The sequence below is a fragment of the Knoellia subterranea KCTC 19937 genome, assembly GCF_000768685.1.
Taxonomy (GTDB): Bacteria; Actinomycetota; Actinomycetes; order Actinomycetales; family Dermatophilaceae; genus Knoellia; species Knoellia subterranea.
Map to the genome: position 1 here is coordinate 24,066 of NZ_AVPK01000014.1, position 20,474 is coordinate 44,539.

The window sequence follows — 20,474 nt, forward strand, 5'->3', positions numbered from 1 at the left end:
GGATTCACTCTGTCACCCATGAGGCGTAACGTCGGAGCATGAGCACGCAGATCTCCGTTCGCCTCAGCGATGGACTTGTCGCCCAACTCGACGCCCTCGTGTCATCGGGGGGAGCCCGCAGCCGTGCCGCCATCATCGAGTCGGCGCTGGAACGTGAATTGCGTGCACGCATCTACGCGCGCGAAGCGGAAGTCCTCGCGGCGGCACCCCGGGACCCTGAGCTCGATGAGTGGGTCAGCGCTGCTGCCTCCACCGTCACCTGGGACGACTGAGGAGTGCGCGCGATCCATCTCGTGCGACATGGTGGAAAGTCACGACCTTGCGTCATCCTCACTCGCGAAACAGCTCAGGTGTTCCTCACGAAGGTGACAGTGGCGCCGGTGACCTCGACGATCCTGGGCATCCCCACGGAGGTGCGCCTGGGCCCCGAGAACGGGCTGGATCACGAATGCGTGGTGAACTGCGACAACATCCTCACCTTGGACGCCGGGCAGGTGGGGCGCCGCGTGGGGTCGTTGCTGCCGAGTCAGGAGCGCTCGCTCACCAGGGCGATCGTTCTGGCCTTCGAGCTTCAGGGCTGAGGTGCCCTTCGTCGGCACATCCGTCCGGGCCAGTAGCCTGTGACCCGGCCCCGCCGCACCTCCCCCGGAGTAGCCCAGTGACTGTCACGACGCATGACCTCGCCCTGACGACCGTCGAGGGAGGTTCTGCGCTCTCGCCCTTCCGGGCCCGAGCCCTCCTCACCCGGCTCCAGGCGGTCGAACCCGGCATCACCGCAGTCACCGCCCGTTTCGTGCACTGGGTCGCGAGCGAGACACCACTCACCGAGGGTGCAGCGGCGCAGCTCGAGCAGATCCTCACCTACGGCGAGGCGTATGCCGGTGAGTCGCCTTCCGAGGCTCCGCGGACTCTCGTCGTGGTCGGGCCCCGTCTGGGCACCATCTCCCCCTGGGCGAGCAAGGCCACCGACATCGTCCACAACTGCGGCATCGACATCCGCCGGGTCGAACGCGTCACCGAGTACGCCCTCGAGGGCATCGACGCAGACACGATCGGCAGCGACCAGTGGGGCGCGCTCGCTGCTGTCCTCCACGACCGGATGACCGAGACGGCGCTCCCGTCGCGTGAGGCCTCGGCCGCCCTGTTCGAGGAGCGCGACGCCGAGCCGATGGAGCACGTCGACGTCCTCGCCGGAGGGCGCGCCGCGCTGGAAGGTGCGAACACGGCATACGGGCTTGCTCTGTCCGAGGACGAGATCGACTACCTCGTCGCCGCGTTCACGGGACTCGGCCGCAACCCCACGGACGTCGAGCTGATGATGTTCGCGCAGGCCAACTCCGAGCACTGCCGCCACAAGATCTTCAACGCCGACTTCATCGTCGACGGGGAGCCGCAGACCAAGAGTCTCTTCGGGATGATCCGGCACACCGAGGCCGTCGCCGGCGCGGGCACGATCGTCGCCTACAAGGACAACGCGTCCGTCATGGAGGGCGGGCGCATCGAGCGTTGGCAGCCCGAGCGCGGCGACGGCCCGACGCGCTACGTCGCGACCGAGCAGGACGTCCACGTCCTCATGAAGGTCGAGACGCACAACCACCCGACCGCGATCTCGCCGTTCCCCGGGGCCGCGACCGGCGCTGGTGGCGAGATCCGCGATGAGGGCGCGACGGGTCGTGGCTCGACGCCCAAGGCGGGGCTCACCGGGTTCGTCGTCTCGAACCTCCACCTCCCCGGGACGGACGAGCCGTGGGAGGCCGACCCCTACGGCGCGCCCGACCACATCGCGACGCCGCTCGACATCATGGTCGAGGGTCCGATCGGGGCAGCAGCGTTCAACAACGAGTTCGGGCGTCCGGGCATCGGCGGCTTCTTCCGCGTCTACGAGCAGACGGTCGACGGCGTGCGCCGCGGCTACCACAAGCCGATCATGAGCGCCGGCGGCCTCGGCTCGATCGATGCAGACCAGACCGAGAAGGTGCGCTTCCCCGCGGGCACGCTGCTCATCCAGATCGGTGGGCCGGGCATGCGGATCGGCATGGGCGGCGGCGCGGCCTCTTCGATGGCCGCAGGTGCCAATGCGGCCGACCTCGACTTCGACTCCGTGCAGCGCGGCAACCCCGAGATGGAGCGGCGCGCGCAGGAGGTCATCAACCACTGCTGGCGCCTCGGTGCCGACAACCCCATCCTCGCGATCCACGACGTCGGCGCCGGCGGCCTCTCCAACGCCTTCCCCGAGCTCGTCGACGACGCCGGTCTCGGTGCCCGCTTCGACCTCTCGGCGGTGCCGCTCGAGGAGTCGGGGCTCGCGCCCAAGGAGATCTGGGTCAACGAGAGCCAGGAGCGCTACGTCCTCGCCGTCGCGCCCGAGTCGCTCGAGCTGCTGGAGTCGTTCGCCGCGCGCGAGCGGTGCCCGCTGTCTGTCATCGGTGTCGCCGCGGACGACGCGCAGCTCTTCGTTGCCGGCGAGTCCGACGAAGCCGACGAGGTCCCGATCGACATGCCGATGGAGGTTCTCCTCGGCAAGCCGCCGCGCATGACGCGCGACGTCAGCCGCGTGTCGTGGTCCGGGGACTCGCTCGACGTGAGCCGAATTGCATTGCGGGACACGGCATACGCGGTCCTTCGGCACCCCACGGTCGCGAGCAAGCGGTTCCTCATCACCATCGGAGACCGCACGGTCGGCGGGTTCACCCACCGCGACCAGATGGTCGGTCCGTGGCAGGTTCCTGTCGCCGACGTCGCGGTCACCCTGGCGGACCACGCCGGTTTCGCGGGTGAGGCGATGACGTCGGGGGAGCGTATGCCGCTCGCGTCCGTTGACGCTCCCGCCTCCGGTCGCATGGCGGTCGGCGAGGCCCTGACGAACCTTCTCGCCGCGCCGATCGCATCGCTGTCGTCGGTGAAGCTGTCGTGCAACTGGATGGCTGCCGCGGGGGAGACGGGTGAGGACGCGGCGCTCTACGACACGGTGCAGGCCGTCGCGATGGAGTTGTGCCCGGCGCTCGGTATCTCGGTCCCGGTCGGCAAGGACTCGATGTCGATGCGGACCAAGTGGACCGACGCGGAGTCGGGCGAGGCGCGTCAGGTGACGTCGCCCGTGTCGCTCGTCGTGTCCGCGTTCGCCGCGCTGCCCGACGTGCGCGGGACCCTCACACCGCAGCTCGCACCCGAGTCGGCACTCGTTCTCGTGGACCTCGGCGCCGGCCGCAACCGTCTCGGTGGCTCGATGCTCGCCCAGGTGTCGGGTGCTTTCGGCGGCGAGGTCCCCGACCTCGACGACCCGGCGCGACTCGTGGCTCTGGCCGAGGCGGTGCGCGAATTGCGTTCTCGTGGGCTGGTTTCGGCTTATCACGACCGCTCCGACGGTGGTCTCTGGGCGACCGTGTGCGAGATGGCCTTTGCCTCCGGACTTGGTGTCGAGATTGCGGTGGACTCGGTCGAGGCGTTGTTCGCCGAGGAACTCGGAGCCGTGCTCGGCGTCCGTGCCGACTCGGTCACCGAGGTCATCGAGGTGTTGGTCGCGGCCGGCGTCGGAGATCTCGCGTCCGTCATCGGTGGGACGCACCCGGAGCGGCGCGTCCAGGTCTCGGTCGATGGTGCGGCTGTCGTCGACGAGTCGCTGCGCGACCTGGCCCAGGCGTGGGACGAGGTGTCGTGGCGCATCTCCGCGCTGCGCGACAACCCCGAGTGCGCCGACGAGGAGCACGCGGCGTTCGGTGCCGACGACGACCCGGGCCTGCACGTGTCGACGACGTTCGAGCCGACCGACGACATTGCGGCACCGTTCCTCAACGTCGGTGCCCGACCGCGCGTCGCCATCCTGCGTGAGCAGGGCGTGAACTCCCACGTCGAGACGGCCTACGCCTTCCACCGTGCCGGCTTCGAGACGCTCGACGTGCACATGACCGACCTCCAGACCGGTCGCGCGTCGCTCGCCGACGTCGTCGGTCTCGTGGCCTGTGGTGGCTTCTCCTACGGCGACACCCTCGGCGCCGGTGAGGGCTGGGCCCGCTCGGTGCTCTTCAACTCCGCCCTGACGGACCAATTCCACGAGTTCTTTCATCGCGGCGACACGTTCGGTCTCGGCATCTGCAACGGCTGCCAGATGTTCGCCGCTCTCGCCGACCTGATCCCGGGCGCCGAGGCGTGGCCGCGGTTCACCCGCAACGTGTCCGAGCAGTACGAAGCCCGCCTCTCGCTCGTCGAGGTCCTCGAGTCGCCGTCGATCTTCACCTCGGGCATGGCCGGCTCCCGCATCCCGATCGCCGTCGCGCACGGTGAGGGCTTCGCGAACTTCGCCGCCCGCGGCGACTCGGGCGCGGTGCAGCGGGTTGCTCGCTATGTCCACAACGATGGTGGCGTCGCGACGGCCTACCCGTTCAACCCCAACGGCTCCCCGGATGGGCTCACCGCGGTGACCACGACGGACGGCCGGTTCACGGCGATGATGCCGCACCCCGAGCGGGTGCAGCGGAACGCCCAGATGTCGTGGACGGACGGACGCATCGAGGACGTCTCGCCATGGATGCGGATGTTCCGCAACGCCCGCACCTTCATCGGCTGACGGCCACGAGACGACCACTTCTGCGTGAGACGACCAGTTCGAACTGGTCGTCTCACTCAGAAGTGGTCGTCTCGTGCTCGGTGGATGAAGCGGAGGCTCGACGACGCACGCGCCGTGAGCGGCCGAGCCGTACGCTCACCTCGTGACCGAAGAGCCTGCACGGACGCGGCTGACGGGGCGGTTGCTCGCCGGGGCTGCGGCGCTGACCGCCCTCGCAGTGCTGTCCGATCTCAGATTCACCTGGAACCAGAGCAGCCACGCCTACGGGCCCGATGGCCAGTCCATCGGCGATCCCGTGCCGTTCGGCCAGAGGCTGGTGAGGCTCGCCCTCGACCTCTCCTACCGGCCGCACGGTGTCACCCTCCTCGTCGCATGCCTGCTCCTGCTCGCGGCGACGGTGCTCCTCCGCCGCCTCTCCACGTGGAAGCAGGCAGGGTGGCCCCGATGGGAGGTACTCATTGCCGGGGTCCTCGTGGCGCTCCCCGTCGTGGGGCTGACGCTGGCCGACCTCTACGTCGTGACCGGAGGCGACGGTGGCGAGGGTTTCACTGACATCTTCGGTCCCCCGCCGATGACCGAGCTGGCGATGTCGAGCCTCTTCACGCTCTGCGCCTGCCTCGTCATCCTGGTCGTCACTGGTCTCTGGTGGCGGCACCCCGACGACGCCTCGAACGCGTCGGACCCGGCCGAGGACGAGGACGCCGTGGCCCGCGACGCACCGGAGGGCACACCCGAGCACCCTGAGGACGTGGACGCTGAGGAGGCCACGACGAGCGAGGCAGCGCCAGTGCGCGCGTCCGCCATGGCCTCGGGCCGACCGAACCAGGACTCTGACGCGGACCACTCACAGGAGTGGTCTCCGGAGGACTTCCGACGTCCGAGCTGAGTCGTCTCATGCCTGCCGACGGGTCAGTCTGGCGGCGCCGGGGACCACGCGGTGTCGCCGGTGGCCTCGCTGAACGGCTGCGCTCCGGCACCACGCGACAGCACCTCGTCCGGGCCCACGACACCGGTCGGCAGCGGCAGCCGTGCGGTCGCGCGCCGCATCTCAAAGAGAGGCAGTGGCCCACGCGACGCAGCGAGGACGACGTTGCCGTAGCCCTTCCCCTTGAGGACGTGGTGCAAACCCACGTATGCCGTCCGCGCACCTTCCCTGCGACCCGCGACCTCCTCGCGACTCCCGTCCGCCCTGTCATCCCCGTTCGGACCCAGTGCGGCGCGGGCACCCGAGGCCACGCGAGCGGAGTACTTCAGCCCGGGCCGATCCCCGAGGTTCGCCAAGAACAGCCCGCCCGGTGCGAGGACTCGCGCGACCTCACCCAGCCACTCGACCGTGGTGAGCGAGGCTGGGACGCGCCCGCCGGCATACGCATCAAGAATGACGAGATCCGCACTGCCGGAAGCCAATCCGGCCACCCCGGCCTCACCCGTCAACGGGCGCACCCGGATTCGGTGACCGCGCGGCAGCGGCAGTTCACGTCGCACGGCCTCGGTCAGCGCAACGTCCGGCTCGAGCACGATCTGCGGCGAACCCGGTCGGGTCGCGTGGATCCAGCGCGCCAGCGTGAGGCCAGCGCCACCGATGTGCGTCACTCGCAACGGCGCCGGCCGCGCGAACACCGCGTCGATGCAGAGGGCGAGCGACTGGACGTACTCGAAAACGAGCAGCTCCGGATCGGCCAGCGACACCGCCGACTGCGCGTGCTCCCCGATGCGGATCCACGTGACGTCGCCGTCCTGCTCGAAGACGGGCGCGTCGGACGCTTCACTCACGGCACACAGCCAAGCACCCCCTGCGCCGCGAGGACGCAGGGGGTGCTGGTGAAACCGGGTCGTGCTGGGTGCTGCCGTGAACCACTCGGTCCGGTCAGAGACCGTCGACGCGGCTCGCCGGAGCGATCAGGCCCGGGTTGGCGCCGAAGTAGGCCACGAGGTTCGCGAGGTCCTCCGGACCACCGACACGGTTCGTGCCGCCCTTGAAGGCCGTGAACAGGTCGCCACCATCGGCGAGGAAGTTCAGCGTGCCGACGCGGTAGGTCTCGGTCATGCTGATCGCCGTGCCGTTGAGGGCCATCGTGCCGTTGACGACGCGCGAGCCCTGCGGCTGCGAGGCGTCCCAGGCGTAGGTGAAGCCCTTGGACACGCCGAGCGCGAGCATCGGGCGCGAGCCACGGGCGGCCACCGGCTGGTACTGCTGCTCGAGGACCTGGCGGATCTGGTCACCGGTCAGGTCAACGCTCACGAGGATGTTGTTGAACGGCGCGATGTCGAAGGCCTCGGCGTAGGTGATCTGGCCGGGAGCCTCGGCGTACTTCGGTGCCATCGGCAGGTCCTCACGGACACCACCGACGTTCATGAAGGCGATCTCGGCGCCACCCTCGTCAGCACCGTCGGTACCGGCCAGGATCGCGTCGGCGACGACGTCCGCCATCGGGGTCTCGATGCCGCGGTTGCCGCTCGAGTCGCCGAGGATGTCCTCGGAGTGGGTGCCGACGATCTGCGCCTTGAGCGGACCGGCGAGGGTGTTCCACTTGCTGATGATGCTCGTGATGGCCGGGTCCTTCGGCGCCGTCTGGGCGACGAGGCGGTTGACCGCGGTCGACCGGTCACGCATGACCTCACCGCTCTTGGTGTTGATCACGAGGCTGGTGTCGGTGACGGTGCGGCCGTAGTCGTGGGCGCTCGTCACGAGGCGCGGGTTGCCGGCCGGGTCCGGGAGGGAGCAGATGTAGCCCTGGTGCGTGTGGCCGGTGATGATCTGGTCGACCTCGGGCGAGATCTGGGCCGCGATCTGGGCGATCGGCGCGGAGATGCCGTTGCACTGGTTGATGTTGCCGGTCTGGTAGCCGCCCTCGTGCAGGAGCACGACGATGGACTTGACGCCCTGCTTCTTGAGCGCCGCAGCCTGTGCGTTGGCCGTCTCGACCTCGTCGAGGAAGTTGACCGACGAGACGCCGGCCGGGCTGACCAGGGTCGGGGTGGCCTTGAGCGTCATGCCGATGAAGCCGATCTTGACGCCGTTGACGGTCTTGACGGAGGTCCCCGGGAGGAGCGGCTTGCCCGTGTCCTTCTTGACCACGTTGGCCGAGAGCCACTGGAAGTCGGCGCCGGCGTACGGCTGGTCGGGGAAGTAGCAACCGTCGGTCGGGTGGCAGCCACCGTTCTGCATGCGGAGCAGCTCGTCGGTGCCCTCGTCGAACTCGTGGTTGCCGACCGAGCTGACGTCGAGCTTCATCGCGTTGAGCGACTCGACGGACGGCTCGTCGTGGAACATGCCGGACAGGAACGGCGATCCACCGATGAGGTCACCGGCGGCAACGGTCAGGCTGCCGTCGTGACCCGGGGCGTTGCGGAGCGCCTGGAGCGTCGACGACAGGTACTCGGCGCCACCGACGGCCGTCTGGCTCGGGTCCTCGACCGGCGTGAGCTTCGGGTCGGTCGCCTCGAGGTGGCCGTGGTAGTCGTTGAACGACAGCAGCTGCACCGTCGTGAGGTTGGGGTTGCCCTTGGTGGTGGGCTTGCCCTTGTCGGCGGGGCGGTCGGCCAGGGCCGGCGCGGCGGCGAGGGTGACTGCACAGGCGGCAGCCAGGAGGGACGCACTCAGGGTGCGCGGGGTCAAGATCGTCATGCCTACTCCTGTTCGGCCTGATGGCCGGGGTGGGTGCGCGCGGTGTCACAGGGGTGACGACAGGGAGCCCGCAACGCTGGTGTGTGCCCGCCCATGCTGCCGGACGAAACGTGCGGATGCAGTAGGACCGCATAACTATTTGTCAACTGGGCATGAAGAATGTCCCCTCGCGGAGCGCTCGCCGCGCCGAACTACCATCCCGGTATGCCGTCCCGTCGCCGTGTGCCTGTCGCGGCCGGTCGCGCTGCACTCACCTCCTGGATGGCCGCCCCGGGTGAGGTCGATCGGACGACCACAGCCACCGCGGTGCGATTCACGCTCGAGGAACTCGGCGAACGGGCGCCCGGCCGCAGCGTCGAGGTGCGCGTGCCGCCGTTCGGAGTGGTGCAGTGCATCGAGGGCCTCCAGCACCGGCGCGGCACCCCACCCAACGTCGTCGAGACCGATGCCGCGACCTGGCTCGCCCTCGCCGTCGGGCACCTCGAGCCCGCCGAGGCCGAGGCCCAGGGGCGCCTGCGGGTGTCGGGCACCCGAGCCGACCTCACGGCATACCTGCCGCTCTTCCCCGACCATGACGAGAACTGAGCCCACATGACCGAGCTGCGACACGGAATCTCGATCCTTCCCGACCTGCCCTGGCGCGAGGCGGGGTCGCGGTGGCGCGCGGTCGAGGAGATGGGGTTTGCGCACGCGTGGGTCTATGACCACCTCGTGTGGGGTGGGCTGCCGGACTCGACGTGGTTCCCGGCGGTGCCGACGCTTGCGGCAGCGGCGGGCGTGACGTCGACCATCGGGCTCGGCACGTTCGTGACGTCGCCGAACTTCCGGCACCCCTATGTCTTCGCGCGCGACGTGTTCGCGCTCGACGATCTGTCCGCCGGCCGGTTCATCTGCGGGCTCGGCACGGGCGGTGATCTCGACTCGGCAGTGCTCGGGGAGTCGCACACGGTCAAGGCGCGCGTCGACAGGTTCCACGAGTACGTGCCGTTGCTGGATCGGCTGCTGCGCGAGGACCATGTCGACCACGAAGGAGACTGGTATGCCGTCCGCGACGCCCGCACGCTCCCCGGCCCCGTGCGCGATCGGGTGCCTTTCATCATTGCGGCGAACGGGCCGCGGTCGTTGCGGTTGGCCGCGCGCTTCGGACAGGGGTGGGTGACGACGGGGCCGGGTGGCGTCGAGACGCTCGACGAGTGGTGGTCCGGTGTCGCAGGGTTGGCATCACGGCTGAGTGACCTGCCCGGGACGGACTCGATGGACCGCTATCTGTTGCTCGACGCGTCGCCGCAGTTCTCGCTGGAGTCCGTGGGCGTCTATGAGGAGATGACCGGGCGCGCGGCGGAGTTGGGCTTCACCGACACGATCACGCACTGGCCGCGTTCGGGATCCCCGTATGCCGGGTCGGAGGCGACGCTCGACGAGGTCGCCTCACGCTTCGTGAGCGGGGGAGACACCGGCACCGGCGGCGGCTGTGCACCGGAGGCGAAGTAGCGTGGACTCCGTGAACGCGCCCCGCCACCCCAACCACCTGCGAATCCTCATCGTCGGGGCCGCCGTCGGCTTCGCCGTGGGCGGGTTCCTCGGGGTCTACCGCGGGCTCGAGACGAACTCGACGGCGGTGCAGGGCGAGTACTCCACGGCGTCGGCCGTCGGCTACCTCGGGCTGCTCGGCGCGCTCGTCGTCGGCCTGCTCGCGGCCGGGGTGTCGGTGCTCATCGAGTCGATCTCCGAGCGCCGCAACCGCTGACGCGCCCGAGCCCTGGCCGGATGCCCGGCACCGCGTGGCTTCAGTTGCGCAGGGCGGCGACCGTGTCGGCGAGGCCCTCGTCGAGGGAGCGGCATTCCCAGCCGAGTTCCCGCTCGGCCTTGGCCCGCGTGCCGACGTAGCTCGACAGGGCGGCGCGCAGTGACTCCGGGTGGTACGTCGGCGGCACGGGCAGCGCGGCCGCGACGGGGGTCATGAGCTTCTCGCCGACGCGCAGCGCCACGTCGGGGACGAGCAGCGGTCCCTTGCCGCCGGCGATCCGGGCCACGCGCTGGAGCAGCCCGGCCAGGGACGACGGCTCACCCGAGAGCATGTAGGCCTCGCCGGGAGTCCCGCGCTCCATGGCGACGACATGGCCGCGGGCGACGTCGGACACGTGCGTCCACACGAGGGTTCCGCCGCCGCGTGGGGCGATCGGTCGCCCGCCCCGGGCCGCCAGGGCGATGAGTTCGCCGACCTGCGAGGTGTCGCCGGGGCCATAGATCCCGCCGGGCATCACGGTCACGACCGGCAGGCCGCGCTCGACGAACTCCTCGGCGATGCGGTGCGCGTCGGCCTTCGTGCGGTCGTACTCCGTCAGATGCGATCCGGTATGCCGGTAGCTCTCGTCCCGCACAGCGCCTCCGGTGTCGCTGTTGACGGCAAGCGTGCTCGTGTAGACGACCTTGGCCGTGCCGGCACTCAGTGCTGCGGTCAGCACGTTGCGGGTGCCGTCGACGTTGACCCGCTGGCCGGGCGATCGGTCGCGCTCGCCGAGCTTGTACCAACCGGCCACATGGAAGAGCCCGTCCGCGCCGTCGACCAGCGTGTCCAGCGCGGTCAGGTCGTCGAGGTCGCCCTGCACGAGGGTGGCCCCGAGGTCGGAGAGGGATCCGGCTCGGCCGGGGTTGCGGACGAGGGCAACGACGTCGTGTCCGTCGGCAACCAGCTGGCGGGCGAGTTCGCCCCCGACGAATCCGGTCGCCCCGGTGAGTGCGTAGCGCATGGGTGAAGTATTGACCCGTCCCGGACCCGTTGGTCCGGGACGCGTCAGGTGAAGGCGAAGAGGGCGACGGGGTCGCTCGTCGGCTGGGTCGAGCCCGCAGCCGGTTCGAGCGTGATGCCCGCCCCTGTGGCAGCCGTCGCGTCACCGGTGAGCATCACCGTGACCGAGGAACCGGCGGTCGGGATCATTCCGGCGCTGACCATGCCCTTGCCGGGCAGGTCGAGCCAGAGCTGGTACGCCTTGCCGGCCGGTGCCGCCGGCATGTCGTCCGCGACGAACACGGCCTGCCGCTTCGCAGGGCTGCGGACGATGGTGATCTCCGAGCCGTCCATCGGCAGCGAGACCCGCTCGGCGTCGGGAGCCCGGAGGATCTGATCCGTTGCGGTGATCTGGGCGGGGGCGTCGTCCCAGGGCTGCCAGACCACGGCGCCGAACGCGAGGACAGCAGCCGCAACCGCCGCGGCGAGCCAGGGGCGCCACGAAGTGCGGCGGGCAGCAAGTTCGTCGGTCTGCCCGACCGCGTCGGCTTCCTGTGCCTCGGTGTCCTGCTCGTCACTCGAGGCGGAGGCATCGGTGGGCGCGGACGCCGAGGAGCCGCCGTCCGTGATGGGCGAGAGCTGACGGGTCCGGGAGATGGCGGACAGGACGGAGCCGCGCAGGGCCGGGGGTGGCGTGAGTTCGGTGTCTGCGGCCAGGGCGGCTGCCGTGGCTCGGAGCTCAGCCACCTCGGCGCGGCAGTCCGCACACTCCTCGAGGTGCAGTTCGAAGGACCGGCGCTCCTCGTCGGTCACGGCATCGACGGCATGCGCGCCGGCCAGGGCGTGGGTATCGGGATTCATGCCGTCACCTCCAAGGTGTCTCGCAGTCTGATGAGGCCGTCCCGGATGCGGGTCTTGGCCGTGCCGAGGGGGATGCCGAGAAGGGCAGCAACCTCGGTGTGCGTGTGGCCGCCGAAGTAGGCGAGCTCGACGGCTCCGCGCTGGGTCTCCGTGAGCGTGGCGAGTGCACGCCGGACTCGCTGCTGGTCGAGTCGGACCTCGACCTCCTCGAGGGTGCGGTCGTGGTCGCGCTCTGCGGATTTCACTTCCCAGGTGATCTCCCGTGCCCTCGCGGCCTCGGCGGACCGGACCCTGTCGACGGCCCGGCGGTGGGCGATGGTGAGCATCCACGAGAGGGGCGATCCCTTGGCAGGGTCGAAGCGGGTGCACTGGCGCCAGATCTCGAGGAAGACCTCTTGGGTCACTTCCTCGCTCTGGGCCGGATCCCGGACGACGCGGACGACGAGCCCGTGCACCCGGGCCGCCGTGGCGTCGTAGAGGGCCGCGAAGGCCTGCTCGTTGCCACGAGCGGACCGGGCGAGGAGGTCGGCAAGGTCAGTGCCGACGGCAGGACTGGGCACGGAATCGCCCCGTCCGAATGCCGCCATGTCACCCATGCTCCCTCATTCCTCCTCGCCCGTCCCGGTTCACGACGCGGGCAGCAGGACGCCGTCGATGATGTAGACGGTGGCGTTCGCCGTCTGGACGTTGCCGCAGACCACCTTGGCCTGGCCGACGGTGAAGTCCTCTCCGCTGCCGGAGACGGTGATCGTCCCGCCACCGAGGGTCTTGTGCTCGCCGGCGATCTTGTCCGGCGCGATCTTGCCGGCGACCACGTGGTTGGTCAGGACCTTCGTGAGCAGGCCCTTCGGGTCTGCCATGGCTGCGTCGAGGGTGGCCTTGGGCACGGCGGCGAAGGCGTCGTTCGTCGGTGCGAACACCGTGAGCTCCGGTGCGCCGTTGAGGGTGTCGACGAGACCGGCCTCCTTCACGGCCGTCACGAGGGTCGACAGCAGCGGGTTCGCGCTGGCAGCCGTGGCGACGGGCGCCGTCATCATGCCGTCGAACGAACCGGCGCCGGTGGTCGGCACCTGGCCGCAGGCGGCGCCGAACGGTGCGCCGGACATGGAGTCGCTCATCGACTCGGACGGTGACGTGGATGGGGAGGGCGTGGTCGAGTCGCTCATGGACGAGCCGGTGTCGGCGTTGTCATCCGAGCTGCCACAGGCGGCGAGCCCGAGGGGCAGGACGAGCGCCAGGCCGAGTGCTGCGGTGCGGTGCGTGAGGATCATGGTCGTTCTCCTTGAGAGGATGTGTAGATACAAGGAGTTCGTCGCCGTGCTGGCTCCGGATGGGCTGTGCCGCAGCCTTTTTCGCTGAGTTGCAGCGGCGGTCATCCGACGGTGACGGGGATGGTGTGCCACCCGGTGGCACCCCGCGGGAACGGCTCGGCTCGCTGCTCGGTCTGGACGGCGCCGGTGCGGTCGGTCGCGCGGACCGACAGTTCGTGGTTGCCCGACGGCGCGTCCCACTCGAGGTACCACTGGCTCCAGTAGTCGATGCCACCGTCCGGTCCCAGCGTGGCTTCCAGCCACGGACCGTCGTCGATGCGCACCTCCACCTTCTGTATGCCGCGACCCTGGGCCCACGCGACCCCACCGATGACGTTCGTTCCGGTCTTCAGGCGGGCGAGTCCGCGGGGCGTGTCGATGCGGGACTGCGTGAGGATGCGGCCGTCGATGGCCCAACCGCGCTGGGTCCAGTAGGCCTCCTCGGAGTCGTAGGTCGTGGCGGTGAGACGCTCGACCCACTTGGTCGACCCGACGAACCCGTAGAGGCCGGGCGTCACGAGCCGCACTGGGTAGCCGTGGCGCCGGGGGAGCGGTTCTCCGTTCATGCCGATCGCGAGCAGGGCGTCGCGGTCGTCCATGAGCGCCTGCACCGGTGTCGAGATCGTCATGCCGTCGACCGATCGGCTGAGGATCTGGTCGGCGCTGGCGCGAACTCCCGCTCGGGACAACAGTTCTCGCACCGGCACGCCGAGCCAGCGAGCACCACCGATGTAGCCGCCGCCGACCTCGTTGCTGACGCAGCACATCGTGATGTCCTTCTCCACGAGCGGCATCGCGACCAGTTCCGAGTAGCTGACTTCGAAGGGCGAGTCGACCTCTCCGTCGATGCTCAGTCGCCACTCGTCGACGTCGACGCGGGGGATGACCAGGGCGGTGTCGATCCGGTAGAAGTCGGCGTTGGGCGTCCGCCAGGGCTCGAGTCCCTTGACCCGCGACTCCAGGCCGGTCGGCAGGGGCGCCAACGCGGTCGACGGCGCCGGGAGCGTCAGGGTCGAGGGGGCCACGGCATCGACGGTGAGCTTCTGCCCGAGGGCTCCGATGCCCACCGCGCCGACAGTCGCCCCTCCCGCACCGAGGAGGAAGGCACGCCGCCCGGTCGGACTGGGTTCTCCGGTGGCGCGGGCGTTGTGATCGGTCGGACTCTCGGGGCCGACGGCGCACTCAGCACTCGCGGAGGGCAGGAGGCCGAGGAGCCAGCCGAGGACGAGGACGCCGACGAGTCCCGTCACGAGTCCGGGGAGGACATCGAGCTGCCCGGCAGCGGGCCGCAGCACGGCCGCCGCCGTGGCGAGCATCGCCAGCCCGACGAGGATGAGCCGACCGGCCGTCGGACGACGTCGTGCGACCACGCCAGCGAGGGCCGCCGCCAGCAGGGTGACGACGGTGACGCTGCCGATCAGGACGGGCTTGTCGGCCGTGCCCATCGTTCGGACGGCCCACTCCTTCACCGGGGTCGGTGTGGCATCGATGACCTGCGACCCCACGGCCAGAACGGGCGAGGCTTCCGGAGCGACGAACGCCGCCACCAAGTGGCCCACAGCGGCACCGGCGGCCGCGGCGAGAAGCCCGCTCACGGCATACGGGAAGCTTCTTCGCCACGCGGAAACAGAAACGTCCATGACAAGCCGTTCGGAGCGATCCGCACACCGGATGGGTGTGCACGGGTGTCCCGCGGACTCGTGGGACACTGGGAGTGTGGCACGCGGAGATGGACGACTCACGCACGATCTGATGCCGGGCGAGAAGGGGCCGCAGGACGCCTGCGGCGTCTTCGGTGTCTGGGCCCCCGGCGAGGACGTCGCCAAGCTGACCTATTACGGGCTCTACGCGCTCCAGCACCGCGGCCAGGAATCCGCGGGTATCGCCGCGAGCAACGGCCGCCGCCTGCTCGTCTACAAGGACATGGGCCTCGTGTCGCAGGTCTTCGACGAGCGCTCGCTCGGGTCGCTGACGGGGCACCTCGCGATCGGCCACTGTCGCTACTCCACGACCGGCGGCTCGACCTGGGAGAACGCCCAGCCGACGCTCGGCGGCCACGACGGGGGCACCCTCGCCCTCGCCCACAACGGCAACCTCATCAACTCCGCCGAGCTGCGCGACCTCGTCGGCGAGGCCAACGGCGACGGCCGTCACCGCGGCGAGATCGGTCGCGGCAACACCACCGACACCGCGCTCGTCACCGCGCTGCTCACCGCCGACCCGGACCGCACGGTCGAGGACGCCGCCAAGGACGTCCTCCCGCGCCTGCGTGGTGCGTTCTGCTTCGTCTTCATGAACGAACACACCCTGTATGCCGCCCGCGACCCTCAGGGGATTCGTCCCCTCGTCCTGGGGCGCCTCGAGCGCGGCTGGGTCGTCGCGTCCGAGACGGCCGCGCTCGACATCGTCGGTGCGTCCTTCATCCGCGAGGTCGAGCCGGGCGAACTCATCGCCATCGACGAGGACGGGCTGCGGTCCGAGCGGTTCGCCGAGCCCGACCGCAAGGGGTGTGTGTTCGAGTACGTCTACCTCGCCCGCCCCGACACCACGATCAACGGCCGGGTCGTCCACGAGTCCCGGGTCGAGATGGGCCGGGCGCTCGCGCGCGAGCACCCGGTCGAGGCCGACCTCGTCATGCCGACGCCGGAGTCGGGCACGCCCGCTGCGATCGGTTATGCGCAGGAGTCGGGCATCCCCTACGGGCAGGGTCTGGTCAAGAACGCCTACGTGGGGCGCACGTTCATCGCACCGTCGCAGACGATTCGCCAGCTCGGCATCCGGCTCAAGCTCAACCCGCTCAAGGAAGTCATCAAGGGCAAACGGCTCGTCGTGGTCGACGACTCGATCGTGCGCGGCAACACGCAGCGCGCGCTCGTCCGGATGCTCCGGGAGGCGGGCGCGGCCGAGGTGCACGTCCGGATCTCGTCGCCGCCGGTGCGCTGGCCCTGTTTCTACGGCATCGATTTCGCGACGCGGGCGGAGCTCATCGCGACCGGCATCGGGGTCGAGGAGGTCTGCAACTCCATCGGGGCCGACTCGCTCGGCTACATCTCCCAGGACGGCATGATCGCCGCGACCGAGCAGCCGCGCGAGCGTCTCTGCACGGCGTGCTTCACGGGTGAGTACCCGCTGGAGCTGCCGTCGGCCGATCGGCTCGGCAAGGGTTTGCTCGAGTTGGAGTTCCCCGTCGCCGAGGGCGAGGCGAACGCGACCGATGCGGGCACGCTCGACGTCGAGCGCGTCTCCGTCACGGCGTCGGGTGGGGCGGCCGAGGCCGTCCGTCGGCCATGATCGCCCGCTGACTAGGCTGACCCGCGTGAGTGACCAGGGCACCTCGGGCGAACAGATCACGTATGCCGCGGCAGGCGTCGATGTCGAGGCGGGTGACAAGGCCGTCGAGTTGATGAAGGCCGACGTCCGCCGGGCGACCCGTCCGGAGGTCCTGGGTGGTCTCGGTGGCTTCGCAGGCATGTTCGACGCGAGTGCGCTGGCGCGCATGGACCGTCCCGTTCTCGCGACGTCGACGGACGGGGTGGGCACCAAGGTGGCCATCGCGCAGGCCCTCGACATCCACGACACCATCGGCTTCGATCTCGTCGGCATGGTGGTCGACGACATCGTCGTCTGCGGCGCCGAGCCGCTCTTCATGACCGACTACATCGCCACCGGCAAGGTCGTGCCGGAGCGCATCGCCGCTATCGTCGGCGGCATCGCCCGGGCGTGCGAGCAGGCCGGCGTCGCCCTCGTGGGCGGCGAGACCGCCGAGCACCCGGGGCTCTTGGAGCCGGACGAGTACGACGTCGCGGGTGCCGCGACCGGCGTTGTGGAGTATGCCGGTGTGCTGGGTCCGCAGCGCGTCCGACCCGGAGACGTCGTGCTGGGTCTCGCATCGTCGGGTCTGCACTCGAACGGCTATTCGCTGGTGCGCAAGGTCGTGGCGAGCTCCGGCTGGGAGCTCGACCGGCACGTCGACGAGTTCGGGCGCACGCTGGGTGAGGAGCTGCTGGTGCCGACGCGCGTCTATTCGCGTGACCTGCTCGAGCTCATCCGGACCGACGGGCTCGATGTGCACGCCCTGTCGCACGTGACCGGGGGCGGCCTCGCGGCCAACCTGGCGCGGGTGCTGCCGTCGGACGCCTTCGCCCGCGTCGACCGCTCGACGTGGACGCCGCCGGCTGTGTTCTCCACCGTCCAGGCGCTGGGTCGGGTGCCGCAGGCCGACATCGAACGCACCCTCAACATGGGGGTCGGTTTCGTCGCCATGCTTCCTGCCGAACAGGCCGACCTGGCTGTCGCGACGCTCGCCGCACGGGGCATCGACACCTGGGTTATGGGTGAGGTTTCCGCGCTCGAGGACGCCCAGGTCGCGGACGGTGTCGAGGTCGTGCGTGGCGCCAAGGGCGTCGACGGTGGCTCGGTGCAGGTCGTCGGCACGCATCCTGCCTGACGCGAGTTCTGCTCTGTCCCAACGTGATTGGGCTTGTCCAGGGTTTTGCGATCGCGACTCTCGTTGGATTCTGACGCGGCGTGGACGCTGTCCGGGGAATGGTCTTTGCCAAATCTTGGGGATAGCTGCGCCCCATTCCATGGCTGACGCCGAGTAACTTCCGAATCGTTCGGGCCGCCGGGCCCGGTGAAACGAGAGGCGTCATGGACACACCAGAGAACCGCCCCATCACCAACTCCGACAGCGAGTCTGCCCGCGGCGCCCTTGGCGCTGACGGCACCTTCGGCAGCACCGTCAGAGAGACGACGACGACCGAGTGGGACACGGTCACGCGAAGGTACAGGCGCGGGCTCGGCGGACCCTGGTGGCTCGCCCTCATCGGCGTCCCGGCCATCCTCGCGGCCGTGGGACTTGGCATCAACGGCGACGACAACGACACCGACGGTGCGGCGGGTGGATCGACGTCCTCCCAGACCACGGATGGTTCAGGCGGCGCCTCATCGGCCAGCCCGAGCGACGCGTCGAGTGCCAACGCCTCGGCCACGCCGTTCTCGCTCCAGCGAGTGGGCAACGACCTCACGGTCAAGGGCGTCGTTCCTGATGACGCTGCGAAGACGGCGTTGCTCGACGACATCAAGGCCAAGGTTCCCGGAGTCAACATCGTCGACCAGGTCACGGTGACCGCGGGAGCGGCGGCAGCGCCCACCGCTGCGCTGGGAGCCCTGGCCGATGCGGCCGCGGCAGGTGGCGACTTCTCGTTCGACTTCGACGGCAACGCGCTCGTCCTCAAGGGTGTGGCTGCCACCGAGGAGGCCAAGGCCGCCGCTGAGGCCGCCGCGAAGTCCGCCTTCCCCGACGCCACGATCGACAACCAGCTCACGGTCGGATCCGGTGCGGCGACGCCGACTCCGTCGGCCAGCCCGTCCGCATCCGCCTCAGGTGGTGCAGACGCAGCCGGGACTGCTGGGTGCGCGACGCTCGGTGCCGACATCAAGGCGATCACCGACGCGTCCAAGCTCACCTTCGCCAACAACGGCACCACGCTTGCCGCGTCGTCCCAGGCGACGGTCAAGGCGGTCGCGGAGAAGTGGAAGGGCTGCACCACCGCGAAGTTGGTGGTGACCGGCTACACGAGCAGCCCGGGTTCCACCGCCACCAACCTGCGCATCAGCGCCGCCCGCGCAGCCGCTGTCAAGAAGGCCCTGGAGGCCAACGGCGTGACCGCGGCCAACGTGGCGTCCGCCGGCAAGGGCGAGGCCAACCCCATTGCGTCCAATGCGACGACCGCTGGCCAGAACGCCAACCGTCGCGTCGAGATCACGGTCGGCTGAGGAGGCCAACATGACTGAGTTCCTGATCCAGTGGTTCTGGTACCTCATCGCCTTCGCGGTGGGTGCACTCGTCGCCTGGTTCGCTGCGCGCAGCATCGAGCCGACCGATGAGGACGAAGCCTTTGCGGATCTTCCGCAGGCTCGAGTGATCGGAGAGAACCGATGAGTGACGTCAACTGGTGGCTCATGCTCCTGTCGTTCCTGCTCGGCGCGATCATCACGTGGTTCTGGATGGTGCGCCGTGCGACGCGGGAGGTTCCCCGCACGGTGGTCGACCGTGACCGAGACTTCTCCGTCAGCGGCAAGGCGGCGGGTGTCGGCGCCGGTGTCGCGGGCGCGGCTGCTGTTGGGGCCGCGGCCCTGCGCGACCGGGACGTCGAAGCCGATGTCGACCTCGACGCCGATGCGGATCTCACGACCCGACGGGCCGACCTCGACGTCGACACCCCGGCGACGGAGGTCTACGACCGCACCATCGACGAGCCGACGCCGTCCTGGGATGCCCCCGAGGCGAACCTCCCCGACGTCGACGCTCCCGAGATCGACGCTCCCGACCTCGCTGTCCCGGACGTCGAGGCACCGGATGTCGATGTTCCCGCATTCGATGCTGCGGGATTCGATGCCCCGGATGTCGAGGCGCCGACGGTTCAACGTTCGAGCCTGGACCTGCCGGACGTCGACGCCCCCGATGTCGACCTTCCCGACGTGGAGACTCCCGACGTGGCTGGGGGCGTCGGGGGTATGGCTGCCGGTGCGACCGGGCTGGCTGCGGCTTCGTGGGCCTCGCGCAGTGACGACGTTGACGTCCCCGACGCCGACGCCGACGCCGAGTTCGAGGCAACGGAGCCGGCCCGTTTCACGGGCGGAGCCACCGAGGTCGAGCCCATCGACGAGCCGGGCTTCAGCGCTCCGGGTCGCCCGGGCGACACCTCGGTCATGCCGATGCGCGACGCGGGCGATCTCGAAGCCGCCCAGGAGGCAGCGGTCGAAGAGCCCGTCCTCGAGGAGCCTGTCGTCGAGGAACCCCTGGCCACGGAGACGGTCGCCGAGGAGCCGGTGGTCGAGGAGCCCGTGCTCGAACTGAGCGACGACGGTGGTGACATCGCCACGGCCGACGCCGACCTCGATGCAGGTTCTGGTGCTGGTGGCGGCCTGGCCGCGGCTGGCGCTGGTGCCGCTGGTGTGGGTGCAGCGGTGGCTGCGGGCAAGTTCGGCAAGGGATCCGCGGACCCGGCCGAGGACGGCTCCGGGCCCGACGGCTGGATCATCAAGGGCAACGAGGACTCGATGCTCTTCCACACTCAGGACAGCCCCTATTACGGCCGGACCAAGGCCGAGGTGTGGTTCGACACCGAGGAGTCCGCTCGCGGTGCCGGCTTCGTCCGCTGGGACGAGAAGGACCGCTCCGGTGGTTCGGCTGGTTCGGGTGGAGCCGCGAAGCTCGTCGCCATTCCCGAGGGCAAGTTCGGCAAGGGTTCGGCTGACCCGGCCGAGGATGGTTCGGGCCCCGATGGCTGGACCATCAAGGGCAACGAGGACTCGAACCTCTACCACACCGAAGAGAGCCCCTACTACGGCCGGACCAAGGCGGAGATCTGGTTCGAC

The 20,474-nt window shown here is 69.9% G+C and carries 19 protein-coding genes; 12 read left to right on the forward strand and 7 right to left on the reverse strand.

Annotated features, from left to right (window positions below):
* The first annotated feature begins 38 nt into the window (after positions 1 to 38).
* The 4 genes from N803_RS16190 (at position 39) to N803_RS16205 (ending at position 5,450) form a co-directional block, all read left to right on the forward strand.
* Positions 39 to 272 carry a ribbon-helix-helix domain-containing protein gene (locus tag N803_RS16190; protein ID WP_035907238.1) on the forward strand — a complete coding sequence of 78 codons (234 nt, stop codon included), beginning with the start codon at positions 39 to 41 and terminating at the stop codon, positions 270 to 272.
* 21 nt (positions 273 to 293) lie between these two features.
* The gene (locus tag N803_RS16195) at positions 294 to 581 is read left to right on the forward strand and encodes a type II toxin-antitoxin system PemK/MazF family toxin (protein ID WP_281175021.1); all 288 of its coding nucleotides are present in this window, start codon (positions 294 to 296) and stop codon (positions 579 to 581) included.
* A gap of 77 nt (positions 582 to 658) precedes the next feature.
* Complete coding sequence (purL, locus tag N803_RS16200) at positions 659 to 4,564, forward strand: phosphoribosylformylglycinamidine synthase (RefSeq protein ID WP_052112395.1); 3,906 nt, start codon at positions 659 to 661, stop codon at positions 4,562 to 4,564.
* 142 nt (positions 4,565 to 4,706) lie between these two features.
* A complete protein-coding gene (locus N803_RS16205) occupies positions 4,707 to 5,450 on the forward strand; it encodes a hypothetical protein (RefSeq protein WP_156969833.1) in 744 nt (247 codons plus the stop codon).
* A 23-nt stretch (positions 5,451 to 5,473) separates the two neighbouring features.
* On the opposite strand, the gene N803_RS16210 is transcribed toward N803_RS16205, so the two are convergent.
* Together N803_RS16210 and N803_RS16215 are read right to left on the reverse strand one after the other, a co-directional pair.
* Complete coding sequence (locus tag N803_RS16210; protein WP_035907244.1) at positions 5,474 to 6,337, reverse strand: spermidine synthase; 864 nt, start codon at positions 6,335 to 6,337, stop codon at positions 5,474 to 5,476.
* A gap of 94 nt (positions 6,338 to 6,431) precedes the next feature.
* A complete protein-coding gene (locus N803_RS16215; protein WP_035907245.1) occupies positions 6,432 to 8,192 on the reverse strand; it encodes a bifunctional metallophosphatase/5'-nucleotidase in 1,761 nt (586 codons plus the stop codon).
* Positions 8,193 to 8,396: 204 nt separating this feature from the next.
* Between N803_RS16215 and N803_RS16220 the strand changes: the two genes are divergently transcribed.
* Genes N803_RS16220 through N803_RS16230 form a run of 3 tightly spaced genes read left to right on the forward strand, consistent with a single transcriptional unit; the run spans position 8,397 to position 9,939 of the window.
* Complete coding sequence (locus N803_RS16220; protein WP_035907247.1) at positions 8,397 to 8,777, forward strand: sterol carrier family protein; 381 nt, start codon at positions 8,397 to 8,399, stop codon at positions 8,775 to 8,777.
* A gap of 15 nt (positions 8,778 to 8,792) precedes the next feature.
* On the forward strand, positions 8,793 to 9,683 hold the full coding sequence (locus N803_RS16225; protein ID WP_035907280.1) for an LLM class flavin-dependent oxidoreductase: 891 nt from the start codon (positions 8,793 to 8,795) through the stop codon (positions 9,681 to 9,683).
* A 10-nt stretch (positions 9,684 to 9,693) separates the two neighbouring features.
* A complete protein-coding gene (locus tag N803_RS16230) occupies positions 9,694 to 9,939 on the forward strand; it encodes a hypothetical protein (RefSeq protein ID WP_156969834.1) in 246 nt (81 codons plus the stop codon).
* A 40-nt stretch (positions 9,940 to 9,979) separates the two neighbouring features.
* On the opposite strand, the gene N803_RS16235 is transcribed toward N803_RS16230, so the two are convergent.
* The 5 genes from N803_RS16235 to N803_RS16255 all read right to left on the reverse strand — a co-directional run bounded on the left by N803_RS16235 (position 9,980) and on the right by N803_RS16255 (position 14,731).
* Positions 9,980 to 10,942: an NAD-dependent epimerase/dehydratase family protein gene (locus tag N803_RS16235; protein ID WP_035907251.1), complete on the reverse strand. Its 963-nt coding sequence runs from the start codon at positions 10,940 to 10,942 to the stop codon at positions 9,980 to 9,982.
* Positions 10,943 to 10,986: 44 nt separating this feature from the next.
* Positions 10,987 to 11,781, reverse strand: coding sequence for an anti-sigma factor (locus tag N803_RS16240; protein ID WP_035907252.1), 795 nt, complete (start codon positions 11,779 to 11,781; stop codon positions 10,987 to 10,989).
* On the reverse strand, positions 11,778 to 12,368 hold the full coding sequence (gene sigK, locus N803_RS16245) for an ECF RNA polymerase sigma factor SigK (protein WP_211253541.1): 591 nt from the start codon (positions 12,366 to 12,368) through the stop codon (positions 11,778 to 11,780). The genes N803_RS16240 and sigK overlap by 4 nt, the downstream gene beginning before the upstream one ends.
* A gap of 39 nt (positions 12,369 to 12,407) precedes the next feature.
* Complete coding sequence (locus tag N803_RS16250; RefSeq protein WP_035907258.1) at positions 12,408 to 13,052, reverse strand: fasciclin domain-containing protein; 645 nt, start codon at positions 13,050 to 13,052, stop codon at positions 12,408 to 12,410.
* A 101-nt stretch (positions 13,053 to 13,153) separates the two neighbouring features.
* Positions 13,154 to 14,731, reverse strand: a complete 1,578-nt coding sequence (locus tag N803_RS16255) for a molybdopterin-dependent oxidoreductase (protein WP_052112397.1) — start codon at positions 14,729 to 14,731, stop codon at positions 13,154 to 13,156.
* Positions 14,732 to 14,762: 31 nt separating this feature from the next.
* Between N803_RS16255 and purF the strand changes: the two genes are divergently transcribed.
* From purF to arfC, 5 genes are all read left to right on the forward strand, one after another.
* A complete protein-coding gene (gene purF, locus N803_RS16260; RefSeq protein ID WP_084764627.1) occupies positions 14,763 to 16,382 on the forward strand; it encodes an amidophosphoribosyltransferase in 1,620 nt (539 codons plus the stop codon).
* 25 nt (positions 16,383 to 16,407) lie between these two features.
* The gene (gene purM, locus N803_RS16265; protein ID WP_035907264.1) at positions 16,408 to 17,538 is read left to right on the forward strand and encodes a phosphoribosylformylglycinamidine cyclo-ligase; all 1,131 of its coding nucleotides are present in this window, start codon (positions 16,408 to 16,410) and stop codon (positions 17,536 to 17,538) included.
* 203 nt (positions 17,539 to 17,741) lie between these two features.
* Positions 17,742 to 18,869 carry a channel-forming protein ArfA/OmpATb gene (gene arfA / locus N803_RS16270; protein ID WP_035907268.1) on the forward strand — a complete coding sequence of 376 codons (1,128 nt, stop codon included), beginning with the start codon at positions 17,742 to 17,744 and terminating at the stop codon, positions 18,867 to 18,869.
* A 10-nt stretch (positions 18,870 to 18,879) separates the two neighbouring features.
* Positions 18,880 to 19,035 (forward strand): channel accessory protein ArfB, encoded by a 156-nt coding sequence (gene arfB, locus N803_RS18645; protein ID WP_035907270.1) that lies wholly within the window; start codon positions 18,880 to 18,882, stop codon positions 19,033 to 19,035.
* A partial coding sequence (gene arfC / locus N803_RS17715) for a channel accessory protein ArfC (protein WP_052112399.1) occupies positions 19,032 to 20,474 on the forward strand: 1,443 nt, incomplete at its 3' end. The genes arfB and arfC, both read left to right, overlap by 4 nt.